The following is a 22614-nucleotide window of genomic DNA, read 5'->3' as shown; positions in this document are numbered from 1 at the left end:
GCATTAAATGAAACTAGTATGGATTAATATGATTTTTTGGCTAAAAAAAAACAAACAAGAAGAAAAGCTTCAGCTAATTTATAAATGTTTAAAATGAGATAAAATGGCGTCATTAAAACTTTTTTATGAAGTTAATAAATCTTGCAGCTGCATTTTTCGCTATTTTCATTTAATAAAGTATAGGTCAGCAAAAAGGTATGTGTACCATTGTTGTAACGGCTGAACTTGGTTATGGATTGATCGTAAGCATAACCCACTTTGAAATTATCAAATAAACGAACTCCAAAAAGAAGTCCAACACTTGAATTGTAGTCAAAATTTAAACTGGCAATATATTTTTCGTACCAATTGAGGTTTAGAGAAGTCAGAACACTAATTGGAGCGCCTTCTGTAACTCTGACCAAAGCTGCAGGAGTTAACGTAACATCTCGTTGCAGCTCAAATTTATATCCGGTATTAAGGTAATAATTGTTTTTACTTTTCGAAAGAGTACTGGAATTATTGGCATTGTAATATTTTGAAACCAATAGATTCGGAGTTGAAAGTCCGATAAAGAATTTGTCAGAATACAAGTTCAGCCCCAATCCTAATATAAATGATAAATTGTTCTCGAAATTTGAATTAAAAACGTGTTCGCCAGGCTGGTAAACATCTAGCTGATTGATGTCGACTTTATAAGAATGCAATCCGCTTTTTAGTCCCAACGCAAGTTTGTATTTGTCGTTTACATCAATGTAATAAGCAAAATTTCCTTCGATATTATATTCTCTTGCCGGACCAATAGCGTCATGATACAAACTTAGTCCAAGACCAATTTTATTATATGGTAATTTTGTATCTACAGATAAGTATTGTGTTTTTGGAGCGCCATCAAATCCATACCATTGACTGGAATAAATTCCCGCTACATTTAATCCGTCAGCTGCACCTGCAAAAGCTGGATTATAAATCAAAGGATTATAGTTGAATATGGATAATTTAGAATCGTTTTGTGATCTTGCTATTAATGATAAAAGGAAGATTCCGGCAGAAACTATTATTTTTTTTGATTTACTATTCATTGTTGCTGATATATAGAAAACCTTTTTGCAAATTATTTTCTGATGAAATGTTCTTTTTAAAATTTATTACATAAAAATAAGAACCGGTTGGTAGTTTTTTGCTTTTTTGAAATACTTCTCCGGCGTTTGCTTCACCATAAAAATAATTCTCATTTACGCCATATTTTGCGGTGTGATAAACTAACTGACCAAAACGATTATAAATTTCGACTGTATTCTCAGGAAAGAATTCTATATTTTTTACAACAAAGTGATCGTTTAAATCATTTCCGTCAATTGTAATTGAATTAAAAACAACTAATTGACATGGAACTACAGAAACTAAAATAGCAGCTCTTTTTGCGCTTTCACAATTGGTTTTAGAATCAGATATAGAAGCATAATAGGTAGAACCATTTTTAACAGGAGTATTTTCTGAAAGAGGAATGGTAGCATTTTCTGAACTATAAAAAATCATTTCAGTATTATTATCTTTTAAAGAACTTATGAGCAATTCGTCGTCTAAACATAATTGCTTAGTATAACTTGCGGGTAAAATATTTTCGGGATCTTCAAGAACGACAGTAACTTTCAGACGCTCTTTACTTTCGCATCCCGTCTTTAAATCCGTTTGTGCTGCATAATAAGTAGCATTGGTTAATGCTGTTGATGTAATTAAAGCGTTCTTATCTGTTGGGTTTTTAAACCATTTTATTCCATCGCCTTTTGCGTCTAGATCGATAATTGTCGGTTTGTTAATTGTACAGAAATATTGAATTGCATCGCCAGTTGGAGGAGAAAAATTTGATACTGAAGCAGTAAAACCGATTCGTTTACCTGTGCATCCATTATCGTATACAGCAGCATAATATATTGTTTTGTCTACCAAAGCGGTTGAGAGTGCTAATTCTTCTGTTGATGTTAAAGAACTATACCATTTTAGATTTTGGCTACCAACATTTATACTGCCAATTGTTGCATTTTGATTGCAGAAATTTTGGTCCGGATTTAAAATAGGTTCTAAAATAGGATTATTATTGATCGAAATGGGTTCGCTAGAATTAAAGGTACATCCGCTTTCACTTGTTGCTGTAAGATTTACAATATATCGTCCGGAATTTGTATAAACGTGTTTAGGAGACTTTTCAATTGAAGTTGATCCATCACCAAAATCCCAATTCCATTTTACATTTGTTTCGGTTGTAATAGACTGATTTTCAAAAACTATTGGATTAAACGTAGTTTGAGATGTATTACAAGATGTTATTGCTTCAAATAGAGGAGTAATTTTTGTTGGTTTTGTTAGAATGATCTCAATTTTTGATTCACAAAGATTAGAATTACTATAAGCTGTCATTGTACATTCAAAAATTGCGCCTTTAGGATAATCTGCAACGGGCAAAGATGTAGTTGATGAATTTGTACCAACTGGTTTTCCTAAATAAGTCCAAAGATATTTGTTGAATCCAAATGGAGCAATTAAATCAAAGGTTGGAGTATTTGAACATACTTTTAAATCGGCTTTTAATTTATTACACTTCGCTGAAATATAAGCATAACCAAAGTGCTCTTTTAAAGCACAATCTTTTGTAGTGAATTCGATCTTTACAGTCGTTCCAATATAAGCAGATAAGTTCACGCCAACTGTTTTCCAGTCGGTCCATTTTACAATCCTTGTGCGGTGCGTTTTAAGATCTATGTATTCATAAGTATTAAAATTTTGATCAGGCTGACCAGCATAGACATTATAATCGCCACATAAAGGATCAATAGTTTGGCCATTTACATCTGTAATTGTAACACTAAATTGAGGCTGTTCTTTTGGAGTATGATCGGGGTCTTCAACGACAACAGCGTATTTGTATAAAAAAATGCTGTTTTCCGGTGTAACATTCATGGAATAAATTAGCACTTCCGTCTCAGCGCCCGCGCTTTCATTTCCTAGTTTAGCCGCAAATTTTTCTCCGGGCGGTAGTGTAGCCAGCATATTACCAGTCCTTGGATCTAATGTGGATTCAGTGATGATTGTTTGTCTGGTTTCTTTAAAACCTTTATCTTTTTTAGGGCGATTGTATGTACCTGTATAACCTTCCCAACCAGAGAAAGTTCCTTCTGAAAAATCTGAATTATAGCATTCAGACTGACTGAATCCTAAATTTGCAAATAGAATAAATAGTAAAAAGAGGTATTTGTTTATCATATATCTTACTAATTTATAAAAATTAGAAAATATATGGATATAATTAAGAATTATTTTTAATTAAATCAGTTCTTCGATGTGTTTTTTGATGTTTTCTGCAATCTTCTTCGTTGGTAAGTCGTTCTCATCATTACCAAACGGATCTTCAATTTCTTCGGCAATTAGCTCTAAACTGGCTAAAACATAAAAGATAAAAACAACCACCGGAGCAACAAGATATCCTAAACTAACAGAATAACCAAAAGGCAATGTCATGGTATAAAAGAAAATGAATTTTTTTATAAAAGCACTGTAAGAGTAGGGAATAGGTGTGTTTTTTATTCGCTCACAAGCGCCACAGATATCTGTAAAAGCTTGTAATTCGTCATTTAATATTATAAGTTGTTCTCCGCTGATTTTTTTTGAATCATATAAATCATTGATTTTATGATACATCATTCTCTTGATCTGATTTGGCTTATGTTTATGATGATCAATTTCTAAATCTACATCATCAAAAAGCTGTTTACCAGTATCTTCATCATGAAGATGTTTGTGCAAAATTGAAGCGTAAGCAGGAATGAACTTTCTAAAGAATTTGCGATCATTTTCATCCTTTAGAATTGCTGAAAGTTTAATCGCCAGATTGCGACTATTGTTTACAAGACTGCCCCATAATTTACGGCCTTCCCACCAACGATCATAAGCGGTATTGGTTCTAAAAACAAGCAATAATGAAATTACAAATCCTAACATTCCATGCATTATTGGAATATTATGGATGTAATCATTTTTACCAACTTTGAAATAGGAAACTTCAAGATATCCGATAAGTGCAGAGTAAAATCCGATAGCAATCATTATCGGAAACAACTTTCTAACAGTATCTGATTTATGAAAATGGAATATAAAAGTAAACCACTCTTTGGTATTGTACGAGATCATTTAAGTTTGTTTTGAAAACAAAAATACTTTAAAAATTAATATTTCCAGCTAATTCTTTCAAAGCAATTTCAGATAATTTTGCTTCATATTGAGCGTTGCTGTAACGTACTTTTGCGTTAACATAATTAAGCTGAGCTGTTCTAAAATCAAGTGTTGTAATGGTTCCAATTCTAAATTTATCCAGCGTAATATCAAGGTTTTGTTTTGCTATTGCTTCGTTATCTTCTTCTAAACCAATCAATTCAAGATTGGTTAAATAGGTTTGAAAAGCAGTACTTAATTGTGTATTCAAAATCATGTTTTGTTGTTCGATTGCGATCTGAGAGTTCTCAATTTGCAGTTTTGCTACTTTTTCATTTCGGTGTTGGTTAAAACCGTCAAAAATGTTTAAAGTCGCATTAAAACCATAATTAAAACCTTTTGAAGAAGCTGAACTTGTAAAACCTAAACTAGACTGACTTTCTGTAAAATTATAGCCAGATGTCAGATTTACAACAGGATAACGATCTGCTTTTATTTGTTTAAGTTCTAATTCGGCAATTCGTTTGTTGATGATTTGAGATTCTAAACCAGGGTTTTGTTTCTGCGCCAAATCCATTAAATCTGCCAAAACTAATTTGTCATCTACTTTAACCAAATCAGTTACGGTAAAATTTATTTTTGGATCACGAGCTAAATACTGATTCAATAAAATCTTTGCATTTGCATACGATTCCTTTTGTCTCAAGAAAGCAACCTGATCGGAATTTAAATCTACCTGAGCATTTAAAACCTCTAATTTTGAAGCTTTTCCAATACTGAAACGGTTTTGTGCCAATGTCAATCTTTGCTTAGAAATTACGATTGTAGTATCTAATGCAGATAATTGATGCTGTTGCTGAACTAAGTCATAATAAGCCGAATTTACCTGACCAATTTTTACAAGAATCGTTCTTTTCAATTCAGAATCGCCTAATTTTTGCAACTCTTTTAATTGATCTAATTTGGCAAACATTTTCATACCATCAAATACAGTCCAACCTAAACTTACACCATAATTTAGGTTATTATTTTTGGCATTGTTTAATTGTGTAGAAGTTCCATCCTGACGTGTTTGAGAGGAGTTTGTAACGCTGTTATTGTCCGTGATAGAAGCAGTGGCTTGTGGCAGCATTCCAGCATTTCCAACCGTTACATTTGTCTCACTAATTTTTGTGTTGTTCTTAGCAATCTTAATTTCAAAATTATTTTCCAGAGCTATTTTCATAGCATCTTCGATCGTTAGAACTTCTTGCGCATTACTTTTTGCTATACAAAACAAAAATAAAACGAGACTTTTTAATACTATCTTAGTTTTCATATTATGAAGGATTAGCTTTGAATTTCAGTTTACTAACTTAAAATTCAAAGCTTTTATTTTATTTCAAAAAAATTAGAATCTATACTTTGCTATCTCTTTCATATTCTTCAATATGATCAAATTCCGGATAATGTTTTCTGGCTTTAGACCACATCAAATAAATAGCAGGAATTACAAATAGGGTTAATGCTAATGAGAAAATAGTTCCTCCAACGATTACAACTCCCATTCCAATTCTACTTGTAGATGCTGCTCCAAGTGACATTGCAATTGGTAAAGCTCCTAAAGCAATTGCCAAACTCGTCATCAAAATTGGACGTAAACGTGCTTCTGATGCTTCCAGAATTGCTTCTAATTTTGGTTTTCCCTGTTCTCGTAACTGATTCGCAAATTCGACGATCAAAATACCATTTTTGGTAACCAGACCAATAAGCATTACAGTACCAATCTGACTAAAAATATTCCAGGTTTGATTGAATAACCATAAGGAGAATAATGCTCCCGCAACCGCCATTGGTACAGTTAATATGATAATAAGCGGGTCTATAAAACTCTCAAATTGTGCTGCAAGAATCAAAAAGATCAATAATAAAGCCAGTCCAAATGCAAAAGAAGTATTAGAGCTACTTTCGACAAAATCTCGTGATTCTCCACTTAAATCGGTTGTGAAACTTTGATCTAAAACTTTAGTTTTAATTCGGTCCATTTCTTCAATACCATCACTAATACTTTTCCCCGGAGCTAAACCTGCCGAAACTGTTGCAGACATATATCGGTTATTGTGATACAATTGCGGCGGATTACTTTGTTCTTCCACTTTTACCACATTATCCATCTGAATCAACTGACCTGATTTGTTTCTAACAAACATAGAGGTTAAATCCAATGGTTTAGATCGGTCTTTTTGATCAAACTGACCAATTACCTGATATTGTTTTCCGTTTTTAATAAAATAACCAAAACGTTGTCCGCTTAAAGAAAGTTGTAAAGTTTGGGCAATATCCATAATTGATATTCCTAAACTCTCGGCTTTTGCACGGTCAATACTTACGTTGATTTCAGGCTTATTAAATTTAAGGTTGACATCTGTGGTTGAGAAAACTTCACTTTTACCAACTTCATTCATGAAAACCGGAATCTTTTCTCTTAGTTTTTCAAAAGTCGGAGCCTGAATAATATACTGAATCGGTAAACCTCCACGTCTGTTTACAGCAATTGTAGGTTGCTGAATTACAGAAGTTTTAGCATTTGGATATTTTTTGGTCCATTTGGTTAATTTATCAGCAATATCTTTTTGAGATCGTTTTCTTTCATCGGGTTCTTTCAATGAAAGTCTGATAAAACCTGAATTGGTCGCAGAACCTCCGGAACCTCCGGCTGTAATTACTAAACTTACTTTTTTCTCCGGAATAGAATCATCAACCAATTTTGACATTTCCTGCATAAAACGATTGGTATATTCATAAGAAGATCCCTCAGGAGTTGTCATACGCATCGTTACAGAACTACGGTCATCGTATGGTGCAGTTTCTTTTGGAAGGATAGTAAAGAATAAGTAAATCAATCCAAAACACGCTATCAAGATCGGGAAACTAATCCATTTTTTGGCCATGAAACGCTCTAAAGCATCAGCATAACCACTATTTAAACTTTCGAAAAAAGGCTCTGTTTTAACGTAGAATTTCGACTTTTTTTGTTCTCCGCCTTTCATTAAATAAGCATTCAACATTGGCGTTAAAGTCAAGGAAACAAAGGCGGAAATTAATACCGCAGCACCAATTACAACACCAAATTCCCGAAAGAGTCGGCCTACGAAACCTTCTAAGAAAATTACCGGTAAAAATACTGCTGCAAGTGTAACAGAAATCGAAATTACGGCATAGAAAATTTCATTAGATCCTTTGATTGCCGCTTCGATTGGCGACATTCCTTCTTCAACTTTCTTAAAGATATTTTCGGTAACTACAATTCCGTCATCGACAACCAAACCTGTCGCTAAAACAATTGCCAATAAGGTCAATACGTTGATTGAGAACCCGAAAAGCCACATGATAAAAAACGTAGCAATTAACGAAACCGGAATATCAATTAAAGGTCTGAATGCAATTGCCCAATCTCTAAAAAACAAATAAATAATAATGATTACCAGAATAATCGAAATTCCTAACGTTTCTGCTACTTCAAGTACTGATTTTTTTACGAAAAGTGTATTGTCAAGTGCAATATTTAGTTTGATATCCTTTGGAAGATCTTTCTTTAAAGCGTCATATTTTTTATAAAACTCTTTTGAAATATCGAGGTAATTGGCTCCGGGCATTGGCACGATAGCCAAACCAATCATTGGAAGTCCTGATGATGTTAACGAAGTTTCAATGTTTTCAGGACCTAATTCAGCGCCACCAACATCGCTCAAACGAACAATTTTATCTCCATCGGTACGAATGATAATATTATTGAATTCTTCGGGTTTAGAAAGATTTCCAATTGTTTTTACGGTCAATTCGGTATTGTTACCAGTTAATTTTCCCGATGGCAATTCTACGTTTTGCGCGTTCAAGGCATCTCTAACGTCAGAAACCGTACAATTGTAGGCATTTAATTTTACGGGATCAATCCACAAACGCATAGCGTAACGTTTTTGTCCCCAAATTTGAACACCGCTCACTCCCGGAATCGTTTCCAGACGTTGCGAAATAACATTTTCAGCATAATCACTTAACTCTAAAGAGCTTCTAGTATCACTCTGAACTGTCATCGAAATAATAGATTCACTATCAGCATCGGCTTTAGAAACTACCGGCGGAGCGTCTATATCCTGCGGTAAACTCCTAACAGCTTGCGAAACCTTGTCACGAACGTCATTTGCGGCTTCTTCAAGGTTTTTATCTAAGTTAAACTCAATAGTGATATTACTGCTTCCCTGATTGCTTGATGATGTAATATTTCGAATTCCGTCAATGGCATTTACAGCTTTTTCAAGAGGTTCTGTAATTTGTGATTCGATAATATCAGAATTGGCTCCCGTATAATTGGTTCTGATAGAAACCTGTGCCGGATCAATAGAAGGAAATTCACGAACACCCAAAAACGTATAACCAATGAAACCGAATAAAATAATTAAAAGATTCAGTACAATCGTTAAAACGGGTCTTCTTATACTTGTGGTTGATAAACTCATGTGAGATTTTAGATTTTAGATTTTTGAGTGCAGATATTTAGATTATAGAATAAAGAAAATAGATTTTCTAAATTCATAATTCAAAACTCATAACTCAAAAAAAACTATTTTTTTACTACAACTTTTATTGGGGCTTCATCTTTTAATGACATAACGCCACTAGTAATTAATGTGTCTCCCGCTTTTAATCCTGACAAAATCAAAATAGAAGCATCTGTTCTTGTCGTTGCGTCAACCTTAATTTCTTTGGCTTTGCCCATATTAGCGATAAATACTTTTTTACCATCTTGTATTGGTACAATAGCTTCAGAAGGAACTACGATCGCATCTTTTATAATGTTTAACGGTAATTTTACATCGGCAAATGTTCCGGGGAAAAGTTTTCCGTCGATATTATCAGCAATAGCGCGAACTTGCAAAGTACGTGTTGCAACGGCTACTTCCGGCTCGATTGCATAAATTTTTGCCGAATAAACTTTATCAGATCCGGAAACCGAAAAATCTATTGTTGATCCTGATTTTACTTGTGATGCATATTTTTCAGGAATAGAAAATGTAATCTTCAATTTTCCTGTATTAACTAATTTTGCGACCAAAATAGTTGGAGTAATATAAGTTCCCGGTGAGATTGAACGCAAACCAATTTTTCCTGAAAACGGAGCCTTAACAGAAGTTTTAGCGATTTGAGCTCTTATCAATTGGCTTTGCGCCTGAGAGGATGCGAGATCTGCTTTTGCAACATCAAATTCTTCCTGACTTATCGCTTCTTTTTGAAGTAGTAATTTAGCTCTTCTTTCATTCTCAGCAGCCAAACCTTCTTTGGTAACCGCTTGTCTTAATTGGGCTTTTAGTTCGATATCATTTACTTTAAAAAGTACCTGACCTTTGTTTACATAACTACCTTCATTAAAGTAAATACCTTCAACAATTCCTGAAACTTCACTGCGGATTTCAATTTGTTCATTTGCTTCAATTGATCCTGATAATGATAGATTATTATCAAAAGTAGAAGTGTTTACTACAATTCCCGTTACAGTTGTTGGAGTATCTTTATCACCAAATTTTTTAGATTCGTCGTTTTTACTTTTGTTAGATACCACTCTGTAGGCAATAAAACCTCCTAAAACGATAATTAGAAGGGCGTAAATCAGGTTTTTTACTTTCATAAAATTAGGGTGAATGTGTTTTGGTCTGTGTTTTTAGTAAGCTTACAAATTTAACTTTTTGTACTGAAAACAAAAGCGCTTAGCTTTTATTTAACACTTGTATGTACAAGTTTTTTAATTAATACATCCGTTAGACTATTGTAATTAACAATGGTTTAATGTTGCTAAAAAAAAAGTTTTTTTGCAGCTCTTTTTTTGGATTTAAAAATAGTAAAAAAAACGTCATTTTTTTCTGTTTTTCTCTTGTTTTGTAAGTTTTTACTTTTTATTTGAGTATAATTACCTATTTATAATTACAGAAAAATCTTTCAATATTACTATTTAAAGTATTTTATCTTATTTATGTTGCACTTTATCGATTTTATTTGTAACATTGATAAGGTTAAACAAAATATAATTTTTGATACAAAAAAACCTATATTTTTAATTCATAAATTGTTCAGACATGAGAATTGGCGCCCTTTTTTAATCAAAACTCTTAATTTTGCAAGTAATTGCGTTAACAAGTGTTTATCTTTTTTTATTCCCTCACTAAGAAAATAATCAATTTATGAAGAAAAAAATACTTTTAGTCTTATGGTTTTCATTATTACTTGTTGCAATTTCTTTCTTGTTTTGGCAAAACGAATTTAAATATAGTTTACCAACGCCAATTCCTCGTGATTATCATGAGATAGCCATGGGAAGTAAAATTGATCTAAAATGCTGCACAACAGATCACAGACCGGTTTTTATTCATTTCTTTAATCCTGACTGCCCATGTTCCCGCTTTAATATACCTCATGTAAGCGGATTGATTAAGAAATACGGAGATCGTATCAACTTTAAAATTGTGGTTCTCAACAAGCAGAAGAGTTTTACAATCGAAGAAATCCAGAAAAAATTTGACGCTAATATTCCCGTTTATTTTGATGAAGGAATGGCAAAGAGTTGTGGCGTTTTTTCGACTCCTCAAGCAGTTCTTCTCGATGATTCTCAAAATTTATATTACCGCGGAAATTATAATAAAACAAGGTATTGCACCAATGCCGACAGCAATTATGCCCAACAGGCAATTGAGGCTTTGCTGAAACAAAATCATTCCCCTTCATTTGATGCTTTAGCTCTTAGAGCTTATGGATGTTCGTTACCAAAATGCACTAAATAAATCTATCCTTAACCTAATTATTTAATTTATGAAAACAAAAGCCAGTTTGAATGAACAAGATTATCTGTACAATTTTACGTCTACAATGACACAAAAATCAGATACAATTATCAACTATGTTCTTGCCGCTTATTTCCTTTTTGGAATAGCCTTAGCCTTTAAATACGATACTTTTGAAATAGGAGTAGGCGTTGGTACTTTGAATTTATTACTGTATTATTCGGCAAAGTTTTTTGTCAAAAGATCTACTTTTTACCAATATGTATTGTCTGTGGTTTTAGCAATATTTATGGCGCAGTATATCTATCAAATGCACGGATTGTTTGAGATGCATTTTACGGTTTTCATTGCAAGTACAATCTTAATTATTTATCAGAATTGGAAGCTTCAAATTCCGCTTACATTATTGGTGGTATTGCATCACGGAGCTTTGGCTTATATGCAAAATTTTGTTTTCAGTGATCCAAAAGGTTTACAATTGTATTTTTCGCAGGTTAATTTCGATCTTGAAACTTTTGTAATTCACGTAGTTTTAGCAGCAGTTGTATTTTTTATGAATGGATATTGGGCGTATTATTTTAAGAAACACAGCCAAAATCATATTTCTAAAATTTCTGATGAATATGAATTAGAGAACATCAAATTGGCATCTGCAAAATATAGCTCTCAAAGTGCTACAAAAGACTATAATGATTTTATTCACAGAACAACTTTAGATTTAAAACTACCTGTAAATTCGGTTTTAAAACTTATCGATGTTTCAAAAGGACATACTGACAATGATAAACTGCTTAGTTACTTAGAAATGATGCGTGAAAGTGCTAAAAAAATTGACGATTTAGTAAACGATATTCATGTTAAGTCAACAAACAGCAGGGGATAAAATTTAATAGAAACCAACTTCCAAATCAACTATTAAATCTATTTTATTTTATTTGTCAGTATGATTTTTAATCGACCAGTCCAATGTGCTGATTGCAAAAGCATATTAATGATTTTAGAACTAGAGCTTAATTAAAATAACGCTTTAAAAGAATTGAATTTTATACGCAGAAATCGAACTGTATATTAATTTTAAAGACAAAAATTATGGATACCAGAACTAACCGTCCAACTCCATCAGATCGCGAAGTTGATTGGAATAAGAGTAAAGTATTACTCAGTAAAACAGATACAAAAGGGACGATTCTATACGCCAATGAAGATTTTATAGATGTATCAGGATATGATGAGTTTGAGCTTGTTGGACAACCTCATAATATTATACGTCATCCTGATATGCCAAAAGTTATTTTTAAATTCTTGTGGGATAGTATTAAGTCAAGCCAAAATATTCATGTGATTATCAAGAATATGTCCAAAACCGGAAGGTTTTATTGGGTTGTCACCGATTTTAAAATCATAGCTGATGCTGATGGAGAAATCGTTGGATACTTTGGAACCAGAAAATCAGTTCCTGAGGATATTATCGTAAAGTTTATAGAGCCTTTGTACAAAAAACTTCTGCATATTGAAGAAGTAAGTGGACTTCACGCTTCTGAAGAATACCTTGTGGGTTTTCTCGAAGAACGCAAGAAAACTTATATGGAATATATAGATCATCTTATCGCAACAAAAAAAGATGATAAAAACAAAGTAAGTAAAGGTTTGTTCAATGGTTTATTTGAAAAGAAAGCACCTCCCAAAAAATAATAATACAACAACTAACTCTAACAATATGCTTCATTGCATCAGACAGAATATTCAAAATTTAAAATTTGACCCCCAACAAATCTGAATCACCCTTAGAAATGGTAATTGAATATTCGAATCCTAAACATAAGTTTGGGTATGACACAGTGAAGTATATTTTTTTAGGAGCTAATCCCGCTATCCGTTTCAATCTTTTATGGCTCCCGATAGCTATCGGGACCGCCACAAAAGGATTTCCACTTCTATCGGGGCTAGGTCAATTATTTTCATAAAAATATTTTCGTATAGTTTGTCATTTCTCGTTCAAAATGAAAATATTAAGCTGATGAAAATCCGTTTTAATCTGTGTTTTCGCAAAGCGAATCCGCGTCATCCGCGTTCTATATTGTCACCAATCTTTGTCGAGTTTCTAGCGAAGATTTACTCCGTCTGTTCGCTATCGCTCGGGTCTCGTTCTTCGAAATGACAATATTGAAAAAAAACTTAGTACCTTAGAACCTCAGTCCCTCAGAACCTTAAGAAGAATTAACTAATATAATTCCAGATACTTTTCTTTTTAGTCAGCTCAAGAAATACAGCTTTCAAAACCGCGTGTTCCGGTTTTTGCAGCGGACCATCTTCTTTAAGAATTTTCATGGCATAATTTCGGGCAAGACTCAGGATATCACGATCACGGACAATATCTGCAATTTGAAGGTTTAAAACACCACTTTGTTGCGTTCCCATTAAATCTCCGGGACCACGAAGTTTTAGGTCAACTTCGGCAATTTCGAAACCATCATTCGTCTGAACCATCGTTTCCATTCGGGTTTTGCTGTCGGCACTTAATTTGTGGCTTGTCATTAAGATACAATAACTCTGTTCAGCGCCACGACCAACACGACCTCGTAATTGGTGAAGCTGAGACAATCCAAAACGTTCCGCACTTTCGATAATCATTACACTCGCATTTGGCACATTTACACCAACTTCGATTACAGTTGTTGCGACCATTATATTGGTTTTGCCTTCAGAAAAGCGTTTCATTTCGGCATCTTTATCAGCGGGTTTCATTTTTCCGTGTAAGATTGAAATCGAATATTGAGGCAACGGAAAATCACGAGAAATACTTTCGTAACCGTCCATTAAATCCTTGTAATCCATTTTTTCTGATTCCTGAATCAACGGATAAACGATATAAATTTGTCTTCCAAGAGCGATTTCATCTCTTAGAAATTTCCAAACCTTCAAACGATTACTGTCAAAACGATGCACAGTTTGAATAGGTTTTCGACCAGGTGGCAATTCATCAATTACCGAAATATCCAGGTCACCGTATAAACTCATTGCCAAAGTTCGCGGAATAGGGGTGGCGGTCATCACCAAAACGTGTGGAGGAATCTCGTTTTTCTTCCATAATTTAGAACGTTGTTCTACGCCAAATCTATGTTGCTCATCGATTACCGCCAAGCCCAGATTAAGGAACTTTACTTTGTCTTCGAGTAAAGCGTGCGTTCCAATTAAGATATTTAAAGTTCCGTTTTCAAGTTCTTCGTGAATGATTTTTCGAGCCGAAGTTTTAGTTGAACCCGTAAGTATTTTGATATTTATATTTAAGGTTTCTGCTAATTCTGACAAACCAATAAAATGTTGATTAGCGAGAATTTCTGTCGGCGCCATTAAACAAGCCTGAAAACCATTATCCATTGCCAGAAGCATACTCATAAAAGCCACAATAGTTTTTCCTGAACCAACATCACCTTGCAATAAACGGTTCATTTGAGCATTACTGCCCATATCTGAACGGATTTCTTTGATAACTCTCTTTTGTGCATTTGTAAGCTCAAAAGGCAAATGATTCTGATAAAACTCACCGAAAAATTCACCCACTTTTGAAAATGGATGCCCTTTTATTTTATGTTTCCTGATCAGATTTTTGGTAATTAATTGCAACTGAATAAAGAACAATTCTTCAAATTTAAGTCGGAATTGGGCTTTTGCTAAAATCTCAGTGCTTTTAGGAAAATGTATGTTGAATAATGCCGCTCTTTTGGACATTAAATTTAGCTCAGCGATCAAATAAGGTGGAAATGTTTCTGTGAATAAAGCTTGAGTTTCAATAAACAATTGCTCCATTATCTTGTTAATCGTTCGATTTGAAATTCCTCTGTTTGCTAGAGTTTCGGTCGAAGGATAAACAGGCTGCATGGCAGAACGAAGACTTTTTTCATGCTCGCTAAACAACTCAATTTCCGGATGCGCCATACTAAACTGACTTCCGTAAAGGGAACATTTTCCAAAAATCACACACACTTCATTCAGCTTTAAACTTTCACGAACCCATTTATGTCCCTGAAACCAGTTTAAGTCCATTTGTCCCGTATCATCCACGAAAGTAGCTACAAGACGTTTTTTGTTTTTGGCAAATTCAACCGTTTTTATGTTGATGATTTTCCCAATAATCTGAACTTCTGAACCCGTATTTTGAAGTTCGTTTATCTTATAATAACGAGTTCTGTCAATATATCTATTCGGAAAAAAATTAACTAAATCCCCATATTTATGAATCCCCAATTCCTTACGAAGCAATTGACCACGACTTGGACCAACACCTTTTAAGTATTCGATTTGAGTTTCAAGGAGATTATAGGACATTAATTATTTTAGATTTTTGATTTTAGACTTTAGATTATAGTAACAAGCAGTATAATTTTATCTATATTCTATGTTCTATAATCTGTTCTTTTTAGAAAAGCGAAGATAGATTTTAATTGGGAAATTTGAAAATCTATTGTTTGCCATAAATTATTGAATACAAATATCGTAAATTTAGTAAGTTAGGACGCAACCATTTTAAGAAAGTGAAATCTTAATAATAGTAACCTTAAAAAAAAACTTTTTAAAAATGAAAATAACCGCACTTTTATTTACAGTACTGTTTGTTGCTATTTCTTGTTCGTCTCATGATTCAGATGATAAGCCTGTCGTTTATAATTATTATGGAAATTGGATTAATGTCGTTGATGCGAAAGATATTGATAACCCGTATGTTTTTAGAGAGTCTTATAAATTTAACAGAGATAAAACTTTTACAAAAACCAGAATTCACGGAAACGTAACCACAACAGCATCAGGGACATTTGAAGTCTCGGCTAACGAAATAGGAACAAATTTAAAATTAACTTATCCTACTGATAACATGCTAATATTAAATTGTTCGAATAGTTTAATAGAAACTTTAACGATAACTAAAGCAGGTCTTCTGGACAATGACGGGCGTATGTGTGATGCTGAGTCAACATACGAGAAAACGAAATAAAAATCGTAAATTTGCTAAAGAATAAAAAAAGTATTCAATTTTTAAAATTGAATACTTTTTGTTTTTAAATAAAAAAATAAAATGACAACACATTTAGCACTTTTAAGAGGAATCAACGTTTCGGGACACAATATGATGAAAATGGAAGCTTTGAAAGCAATGTTAGAAAATATTGGTTTTAAAAATGTGAGAACATATCTTCAATCCGGAAATGTTTTTGTAGATACTGATGAAGAAAGTGCGTCGAAAGTTGGTTTTATGATCAAACAGGAAATTTTTAAAGTTTTTGGACACGAAGTTCCTACGATTGTGATCACAAAAGAAGATTTAGAATTATGTTTTAAAAACAGTCCGTTTTTAAAAGAAAAAGAAGTTGACACTAAAAAACTATATGTCGCTTTTGTTTCGATTTCTCTAAAAAGCGAAAACATCAACGATTTAAAAATAAGTCAGTTTAAACCTGATGAAGCTAGTATTGACGGCAACAGAATCTTTATTAAATATGCTGTTGGCGCTGGAAAAACAAGATTTGATCAAAAATATATTGAGAAAAAACTAAACGTTACAGCAACAATTAGAAACTGGAATACGGTGACTAATTTGTTGAATATGTACGCTGAGTAATTAGATAATTCTAGAACTCTCTATAAATTATCTCATTATCTAATTGGCTATTTTTCGTTTTTAGGAATCAAATCATAATACCAAAATCCGTAATCAAAAGCATCAGTAGAATTGGTGTCGCAAGCAGTATTTGAAGAATTTTCTGTTTTTGGTTTTTCATATTTTCGATAAACGATTTCTCCGATTTCAAAGTTTATAGGTTCCGAAAAAATTGGCCCATCAAAAGTAAAAGTATGAAATTCGCCGTTTTCACCACAAACATCTACATTTTCAGGTAGATCATTTATGAAACTCTGATCAATTACGCGTCCAACGAAGCTTTTATCAAGATAACGCTCGTTTACACAAACCACAATAGTTTTGAATCCTAAGGAAATAAATTCCTGTATCAAGTCGTGAGTCGGGACTTTCCAGATTGGAAAAACGCCTTCAAATCCTATTTTAGCCAATTGATCTTCACGGTATTTTCGTAAATCTTCCAGAAAAATATCTCCAAAAATTGAATGTGTTATACCTTGTTCTTTTAATTCTGTTAAGGTTTTGGTCATTACATTTTCGTAAACTTCCATTGTTGGCATTTCGGGAATTTGCAGAATTTTCAAAGGTAAACCAATACTTGTTGCCTGTTTTTCAAGTAATTCAACACGAACGCCATGCATCGAAATACGCCGGAATTGTTGGTTGACACTCGTCAATAAACATTCGATTTTAAAATCAGGATTTTGTAAAATTTTATACAAAGCAAGTGCAGAATCTTTTCCGCTGCTCCAGTTAAATATGGCTTTTTTGGGTATTGACACGATAATGTAATTTTCTGTTGGTAAACTTACAAATTTCGTTCGATTTGTTGACGAAACCTTTGTAACTTTGGATTTCTTACACGCCAAAAAATGACATTATTTAAAGATAAATATAAAATTGATTCTAAAAGATTGAAAAATTGGGATTATTCGAGTGAAGCAATTTACTTTATTACATTAGTTGCAAAAAACAGAGAATGTATTTTTGGATCTATTAAGAATGATAAAATGATCTTGAATGAGAGTGGACAAATAATCGAAACAGAGCTTTTAAAATCAATAAAAATTCGCAAAAATTGGTTTTTCCATAATTGGGTTGTTATGCCCAATCATATTCATTTATTAATTGAAATTCAAAATAATCAAATTCCCATAATCGACACAGATATCGTAGAGGCGCACAGCAGTGCGTCTCCGTCCAGTATATCGACAAATGAAAACACAAACATTGAAACAAACATTGAAACAAAGATTGAGTCAAACATTGCCGAGACGCACTGCTGTGCGCCTCTACGTGATAATTGGGATGGAATTAGAAATGAGAATGAAAATCGATTAGACACAGTAAATGCGTATAACGTCGACACAGATATTGTAGGATCGCATATCGTAGAGGCGCACAGCAGTGCGTCTCCGTCCAGTATATCGACAAATAAAAACACAAACAATGGAACAAACATTGCCGAGACGCACTGCCGTGCGCCTCTACATGATAATTGTGATGGAATTGAAATCAGTAATATGAATCGTAAAAACGAAAACAAAAATGGTAGAATTGAAAACGACAACCAAAATCCATTGAGCACAACATTGTCACGAAAACCCAATTCAATATCTTCATTTGTTGCGGCATTTAAATCGGTAACAACCAAACAAATTAATGGAATCGAATCTATATGGCAATCCAATTATCACGATCATATTGTTCGAAATCACAAAAGATTTGAAATTATTTATAATTATATAAAAACCAACCCAAGACTTTGGGAAATGGATTCTATAAAACTTTAACCGTCAATGAAATATATTCTTCTATTTTTTACCACTTTCATTTTTGCACAACAAACTCAATTTGTCGATTTCAAATCGGTTAATGCGCAATTGAAATTAAACACATCGGACAAAACAATTGCCGGTTCAGTAGAATATCAGTTTGAGGTTTTGAAACCAATTGATACGATTAAAATTGATGCAAAAAACATGGAATTTACAAAAATCCGAATCAATCAAAAAGAAGTCAATTTTGTAAATACAGGTAAAGAATTACAACTTATTGATAATTTTCAGAAAGGAAAAAATGTATTGACTTTTGATTATTGGGCAAAACCAAAACAAGCTTTGTATTTTATCAATATAGAAAATTCAGAAGTTCAGATTTGGACACAAGGACAGGGAAGATATACGAGTAATTGGTTTCCGAGTTTTGATGATGTCAACGAAAAACTGATTTTTAATTTCGGAATTACTTTCAATAAAGAATATCAGGTTATCTCAAACGGAGTCTTAAAGGAAAAAACAGCAAATGGAGACGTAACGCAATGGCAATACGAAATGGAGAAGCCAATGAGTTCTTATCTGGCAATGCTTGCGATTGGTAAATATGATAAAACAGAATTAACTGCGAAGTCAAAAATTCCGCTGGAATATTACTTAGAGAATAAAGATGTTAATCGTTTCGAATCAACATATCGTTATTCAAAACGAATTTTTGATTTTCTGGAAAAAGAAATCGGAATCAAATATCCATGGGAAATTTATAGAGAAATTCCCGTTCGTGATTTTCTTTATGCAGGAATGGAAAACACAACTTCTACACTTTTTGCAACACGTTATGTAGTGGATTCAATAGGTTTTGAAGATCGCAATTATACAAATGTAGACGCACATGAGTTGGCACATCATTGGTTTGGTGATTTAATTACCGCCGAAAGCAGCACACATCATTGGCTTCAGGAAGGTTTTGCAACTTATTATGCCTTGCTTGCTGAAAGAGACATTTACGGAGAAGATTATTTTTATTCAAAATTATATGATTCTGCACAACAAATAAAATTTGCTTCCAGAACAGATTCTGTTCCGGTTTTGAATGCTAAGGCAAGTTCTCTGACTTTTTATGAAAAAGGAGCTTGGGCATTGTTTGTTTTAAATGAAGCAATTGGGGATAAAGCATTCAAAAAAGTGATAAAAAACTACTTGAAAAAGTATTCCTATCAAAATGTAAATACACAAAATTTCTTTGACGAAATAAAGAAAGTTTCTGATTTTGATTTAGACAAATTTCAGAAAACATGGTTGGAATCACCGGTTTTTGATACACCAACCGCAAATGCTTTATTAAGTAAAAACAAAGCAATTCAAATACGTTTAGAAGTTGATAAATTAAAGAAAACACCATTGTCTGAAAAAGAAGTTTTTTTGAAGAAAACTTTAGAATCAGATGTTTTTCAAGGTGTAAAACAAGCAATTGTAGATCAATTAGTAAATGAAAAATACGAAGCCAAAAAAGATCTTTTGATTACAGCTTTAAAAACAAACAATATCCAAGTTCGTCAAGATGTTGCAAGTACGTTAACCAAGATTCCGGAAGATTTTAGGTTAGAATATGAAACTTTGCTTGACGATAAGTCTTATCAAACGCAGGAAATTGCTTTGTTTTGGTTGTGGAAAAACTTTCCGGATCATCGCTCAGAATATCTTGATAAATCAAAAGATTGGATAGGTTTCAATGATTACAATCTTCGCACAATGTGGCTTTCATTAGCTTTGTCTACACCTAATTACAGCAATAATCCCGAAGGTTTAGTAACGGAATTAATTTCTTTTTCTTCTACGAAATACGAAGCTACAACAAGACAAAATGCACTCGAAAAACTAATTTCCTTCAAAATTATTAACGATCAGGTTTTGACTAATTTAGTATCGGCAACAACGCATCATATGTGGCAGTTTTCTAAGTTTGGAAGAGATACAATTCGGTTTTTATTAAAAAATTCAGAGATGCGTGTTTCATTTGAAAGAATTTTGCCTAATTTGACCCCCGATGAGCAATTCCAATTGGATCGTTTGTTGAAAGAGAAAGTAGGAGAGAAGTAGAGAATAGAATATAGAAGCAAGAGGCAAGATTATAGAATAAAGATTATAGAATAAAGAGAATAGAATAAAGAGAATAGAATAAAGAGAATAGAATAAAGAGAATAGAATAAAGAGAATAGAATAAAAGAAGCAAGAGGCAAGATTTTGAGATTTAAAGAAAGTCTTTGTTCTTGCCTCTAAAAATCTTTCCTCTCCTTCTAAAAGCCCAAAAAAACAAATACAAATACCTACAATAAATTTATGAGAGCATTGGTTATTTCTGGTGGAGGAAGTAAAGGCGCATTTGCTGGTGGTGTGGCGCAATATCTAATTGAAGAAAAAAATCACGAATATGATTTGTTTATTGGCACTTCTACAGGAAGTTTGCTGATTCCGCATTTAGCGCTGGGGCATATCAAGAAAATTCATTCGGTTTATACCAATGTTACAATGGGAAGCATCTTTAATATTTGCCCATTTGTGGTTAAAAATAAAGATGGAGTCGATATTGTAACCATAAATCACTTCAATGTTATACGTCAGTTTTTTAAGGGAAAGCGAACTTTTGGCGAAAGCAAAGGATTAAAGAAATATATTCAGAATAATTTCAGTCTTTCGGATTTTAATAAACTGAAAAAACTGAATAATGACGTTATAATCACCGTAACCAATTTTACCAAAAATGAATCGGAATATAAATCTATAAAAGATTGTACTTATGAAGAGTTTTGTGATTGGTCCTGGATTTCCAGTAATTATGTTCCGTTTATGAGTTTGGTTGAGAGAAATAATTCCGAATATGGCGATGGCGGATTTTCGAGTTTGGTTCCTATTCGGGAAGCTATTAATCGCGGAGCCACAGAAATTGATGTAATTATTCTGGAAACTGAGGTGAATATGGATAAAACAGTTATTGGTAAGAATCCTTTTTCGCTAATGATTGACTTGTTTAGAATTGCCTTAGATCAGGTCGAAAAACACGACATTGCTATAGGAAAACTTATGGCAACTAACAAGAATGTGAAACTTAACTTATATTACACGCCAACAAAACTGACTAACAATGCGCTTATTTTTAATAAGGAAGTCATGAAAGTTTGGTGGGAACAAGGTTATGAATATGCTCAGAATAAGTCTGAAATTATGAGTGATAATAGGTAATATAAAAGTTAAAAGTAAAGAATGAAGAAATACTACGGAATTATATTTGCTGTTGTTTATGCAATGCTTTTTAGGGTTTTAGTTGAATATAATATTATTGAATTTAATTCACTCGATTACCTGATTATTGTCCCAATTATAATGGGATATTTACCTTTTGTTATTGATCCTAAAGTTTTTGCAGACAGTTGTTTAAAAGCGGCACTTTTTCCGTTGATAAGCTCATTTCTATTTTTATATTTTGCTTTCAGATCACGATTTGAAGATCTTGGATGTTTGATTATTTTGCTTCCGCCTTATGTGATTGCTTCTGTCTTGGCAAGTTTGCTTTTTAGACATTTTATCAAAAGTAAATTAGAAAAGGTAAAAGAAAACACTAATAGAAATAGTTTGTTATTAGTTTTAATTCCAATTGTTTTAGGAAATATTGAAAAGTACGTCGAAAAAAGAGAATCTAGTTTTCAGGTTTCTCAAACAGTAGAAATTAATACTTCAGATGAATTTGTTTGGAACAATTTAGCTTCTGTTCCTGTACTTACAAACGATATAAATAATTCCTTTTATAATTATCTGGGCTTTCCGAATCCGGTAAAATCCGACTATAATTCAAAAACAAATACCAGATTGGGATATTTTGACAACGGAATAATATTAAACGAGAAGATTATAGAATTGGACAAATTTAAGAAAATGTCTTTTGCGATTAATGTTGATAAATCAAAGCTGGAGAATAGTCAAACATTTAACCATGTTCTTAAGAGTAAAAGTTTGATTTTTAGCGCCATCACATATGAGTTGGAAAAAATAAGTGAATCAAAAACGAAACTAACTCTTGTTTGTGATTATAAAGTAAGAACAAATGTTCCGCTTTATGGAGAATTTTGCTCGAAGAATATAATTGCTGATTTTGAGAGCAAATTGCTAAATGCTTTAAAGAAAAATCTTGAGTCTAAAGAAAAAGAGATTTAAACAA

17 protein-coding genes are annotated in these 22614 nt (G+C 32.9%); 9 read left to right on the top strand and 8 right to left on the bottom strand.

Annotation, left to right across the window (positions count from 1 at the left end; all coding sequences use genetic code 11):
* Positions 1–131: 131 nt before the first annotated feature.
* The 6 genes from C8C83_RS23320 to C8C83_RS23295 all read right to left on the bottom strand — a co-directional run bounded on the left by C8C83_RS23320 (position 132) and on the right by C8C83_RS23295 (position 9847).
* Positions 132–1061 carry a type IX secretion system membrane protein PorP/SprF gene (locus C8C83_RS23320; protein WP_121330934.1) on the bottom strand — a complete coding sequence of 310 codons (930 nt, stop codon included), beginning with the start codon at positions 1059–1061 and terminating at the stop codon, positions 132–134.
* Positions 1054–3240, bottom strand: coding sequence for a gliding motility-associated C-terminal domain-containing protein (locus C8C83_RS23315; RefSeq protein WP_121330933.1), 2187 nt, complete (start codon positions 3238–3240; stop codon positions 1054–1056). The genes C8C83_RS23320 and C8C83_RS23315 overlap by 8 nt, the downstream gene beginning before the upstream one ends.
* Positions 3241–3300: 60 nt before the next feature.
* Positions 3301–4164, bottom strand: a complete 864-nt coding sequence (locus C8C83_RS23310) for a bestrophin family ion channel (protein ID WP_121330932.1) — start codon at positions 4162–4164, stop codon at positions 3301–3303.
* Positions 4165–4192: 28 nt separating this feature from the next.
* Complete coding sequence (locus C8C83_RS23305) at positions 4193–5503, bottom strand: TolC family protein (protein WP_121330931.1); 1311 nt, start codon at positions 5501–5503, stop codon at positions 4193–4195.
* 79 nt (positions 5504–5582) lie between these two features.
* A complete protein-coding gene (locus C8C83_RS23300; RefSeq protein WP_121330930.1) occupies positions 5583–8681 on the bottom strand; it encodes an efflux RND transporter permease subunit in 3099 nt (1032 codons plus the stop codon).
* Positions 8682–8785: 104 nt separating this feature from the next.
* Positions 8786–9847 (bottom strand): efflux RND transporter periplasmic adaptor subunit, encoded by a 1062-nt coding sequence (locus C8C83_RS23295; RefSeq protein WP_121330929.1) that lies wholly within the window; start codon positions 9845–9847, stop codon positions 8786–8788.
* Positions 9848–10397: 550 nt separating this feature from the next.
* On the opposite strand from C8C83_RS23295, the gene C8C83_RS23290 reads away from it, so the two are divergent.
* From C8C83_RS23290 to C8C83_RS23280, 3 genes are all read left to right on the top strand, one after another.
* Positions 10398–10994 carry an AhpC/TSA family protein gene (locus C8C83_RS23290; protein ID WP_121330928.1) on the top strand — a complete coding sequence of 199 codons (597 nt, stop codon included), beginning with the start codon at positions 10398–10400 and terminating at the stop codon, positions 10992–10994.
* 28 nt (positions 10995–11022) lie between these two features.
* Positions 11023–11877, top strand: coding sequence for a hypothetical protein (locus C8C83_RS23285; RefSeq protein ID WP_121330927.1), 855 nt, complete (start codon positions 11023–11025; stop codon positions 11875–11877).
* A gap of 206 nt (positions 11878–12083) precedes the next feature.
* Positions 12084–12686, top strand: a complete 603-nt coding sequence (locus tag C8C83_RS23280; RefSeq protein ID WP_121330926.1) for a PAS domain-containing protein — start codon at positions 12084–12086, stop codon at positions 12684–12686.
* Between the two features lie 525 nt (positions 12687–13211).
* Here C8C83_RS23280 and recG read toward each other — a convergent pair.
* Positions 13212–15320, bottom strand: a complete 2109-nt coding sequence (recG, locus tag C8C83_RS23275) for an ATP-dependent DNA helicase RecG (protein ID WP_121330925.1) — start codon at positions 15318–15320, stop codon at positions 13212–13214.
* Between the two features lie 250 nt (positions 15321–15570).
* Here recG and C8C83_RS23270 point away from each other — a divergent pair, with 250 nt between their 5' ends.
* Together C8C83_RS23270 and C8C83_RS23265 are read left to right on the top strand one after the other, a co-directional pair.
* Positions 15571–15984, top strand: a complete 414-nt coding sequence (locus C8C83_RS23270; protein WP_121330924.1) for a hypothetical protein — start codon at positions 15571–15573, stop codon at positions 15982–15984.
* Between the two features lie 81 nt (positions 15985–16065).
* On the top strand, positions 16066–16608 hold the full coding sequence (locus tag C8C83_RS23265) for a DUF1697 domain-containing protein (RefSeq protein ID WP_121330923.1): 543 nt from the start codon (positions 16066–16068) through the stop codon (positions 16606–16608).
* Positions 16609–16655: 47 nt separating this feature from the next.
* Here the strand turns inward: C8C83_RS23265 and C8C83_RS23260 are convergent, their stop codons facing one another.
* Complete coding sequence (locus C8C83_RS23260; protein WP_121331436.1) at positions 16656–17402, bottom strand: diphthine--ammonia ligase; 747 nt, start codon at positions 17400–17402, stop codon at positions 16656–16658.
* Positions 17403–17498: 96 nt separating this feature from the next.
* Between C8C83_RS23260 and C8C83_RS23255 the strand changes: the two genes are divergently transcribed.
* The 4 genes from C8C83_RS23255 (at position 17499) to C8C83_RS23235 (ending at position 22610) form a co-directional block, all read left to right on the top strand.
* On the top strand, positions 17499–18419 hold the full coding sequence (locus C8C83_RS23255) for a transposase (RefSeq protein ID WP_121330922.1): 921 nt from the start codon (positions 17499–17501) through the stop codon (positions 18417–18419).
* 6 nt (positions 18420–18425) lie between these two features.
* A complete protein-coding gene (locus tag C8C83_RS23250) occupies positions 18426–20501 on the top strand; it encodes a M1 family metallopeptidase (protein WP_121330921.1) in 2076 nt (691 codons plus the stop codon).
* 240 nt (positions 20502–20741) lie between these two features.
* The gene (locus C8C83_RS23240) at positions 20742–21641 is read left to right on the top strand and encodes a patatin-like phospholipase family protein (protein WP_121330919.1); all 900 of its coding nucleotides are present in this window, start codon (positions 20742–20744) and stop codon (positions 21639–21641) included.
* Positions 21642–21662: 21 nt separating this feature from the next.
* Positions 21663–22610 carry a hypothetical protein gene (locus tag C8C83_RS23235; protein WP_132011924.1) on the top strand — a complete coding sequence of 316 codons (948 nt, stop codon included), beginning with the start codon at positions 21663–21665 and terminating at the stop codon, positions 22608–22610.
* Positions 22611–22614: the final 4 nt, after the last annotated feature.

Origin of the sequence: Flavobacterium sp. 90 (genome assembly GCF_004339525.1) — a bacterium.
Classification (GTDB): domain Bacteria; phylum Bacteroidota; class Bacteroidia; order Flavobacteriales; family Flavobacteriaceae; genus Flavobacterium.
This window is presented reverse-complemented; position numbering and strand designations above follow the sequence as displayed.